The sequence below is a fragment of the Streptosporangium sp. NPDC023825 genome (assembly GCF_040639575.1).
Taxonomy (GTDB): domain Bacteria; phylum Actinomycetota; class Actinomycetes; order Streptosporangiales; family Streptosporangiaceae; genus Streptosporangium.
Genome location: NZ_JBFAAE010000158.1, coordinates 1 through 1,242, shown reverse-complemented (window position 1 = coordinate 1,242; position 1,242 = coordinate 1). Strand labels below are relative to the sequence as shown.

General features: G+C 72.4%; 1 protein-coding gene. It reads left to right on the top strand.

Annotated elements, in window-relative coordinates; genetic code table 11:
- Positions 1-1,125: GAF domain-containing sensor histidine kinase (locus AB0G15_RS43495; protein WP_362851598.1), on the top strand; the 1,125-nt coding region annotated here is incomplete at its 5' end.
- Positions 1,126-1,242 lie beyond the last annotated feature (117 nt).

Genomic DNA, 1,242 nt, shown 5'->3' with positions numbered 1-1,242 from the left:
CTGTACGAGGAGAGCCGGCGCAGGGAGATGTGGCTGCAGGCCTCGGCGGAGGTCACCACCAGCCTGCTGTCGGGCGCCGAACCGAATCAGGTGCTCACCCTGATGGCGGGCCGGGCCCGAGACCTGGCCGCCGCCGACCTCACGATGATCATGCTTCCCGATGCGGCCCGCGAGGTCCTGCACGTGATGATCGCCGACGGTCCGGGTGCCGACGGGCTCGGCCGGGCCACGGTGGACGTCATCGGCTCGCTTCCGGGCAGGGCCCTGCTGGGCGGTGAGCCGGTCATGGTCACCGATCTCGGCGAGGCGGACCTGCCTGCCGCCCTCACCCGGGATCTGACGGTGGGTCCCGCAGCCGCGGTGCCGATGGGGGCGGCCGGGGCGGTGCGGGGGGTGCTGGTGCTGGGCAAGCGACCAGGCCGTATCCCGTTCAGCGGCGGCGAGCTACGGACCCTGCACTCCTTCGCCGGGCAGGCCGCGGTCGCGCTGGAGCTGGCCGAGGCCCGCCAGGACGCCGAGCGGCTGGGGTTGCTGGAAGACCGCGACCGGATCGCCAAGGACCTGCACGACGTCGTCATCCAGCGGCTGTTCGCCGTCGCCATGACCTTGATGAGCATCGTGCGGTTCGTCGAGCATCCCGAGGCCTCGGGCCGGCTCCAGCACGGGATCAACGAGCTGGACGAGACCATCCGGCAGATCCGCTCGACGATCTTCGCCTTGCAGACTCCCCGCCAGGCCGACGAGCCCAGCCTGCGCGCGCGGATCGTGGAGCTGGTCGAGGGCGCGCGCGGGCACCTGGGCTTCATGCCGGGCCTGCGGATGGAGGGACAGCTCGACAACCAGGTGCCCGCACCGGTCGCCGAGCACCTGCTGGCCGTCCTGCGTGAGGCGCTGTCCAACATCGTGCGCCACGCCAAGGCTTCCAGGGCCGACGTCTTCGCCGAGGCGGCCGATGACCGGCTCACCCTCACCGTCACCGACGACGGCGTCGGCCTGTCCGGCGAGGGCAAACGCAGCGGCCTGCGCAACATGGAAGAGCGCGCCACCGCGCTCGGCGGCTCCTTCGAGGCCGGCTCCTCCCCGCAGGGAGGGACCCGGCTGACCTGGCACGTCCCCCTCACCTGACAGGCGGCGCGGCACCGGTTGAGAACCCTCGGGCCTCCACCTTCGTGCGTCGCCGCGCTCTCCAGCCCCGAAGCCGGGAGGGTCGGCGTGGTCGGGCGCCGCCCGCACAACAACAAA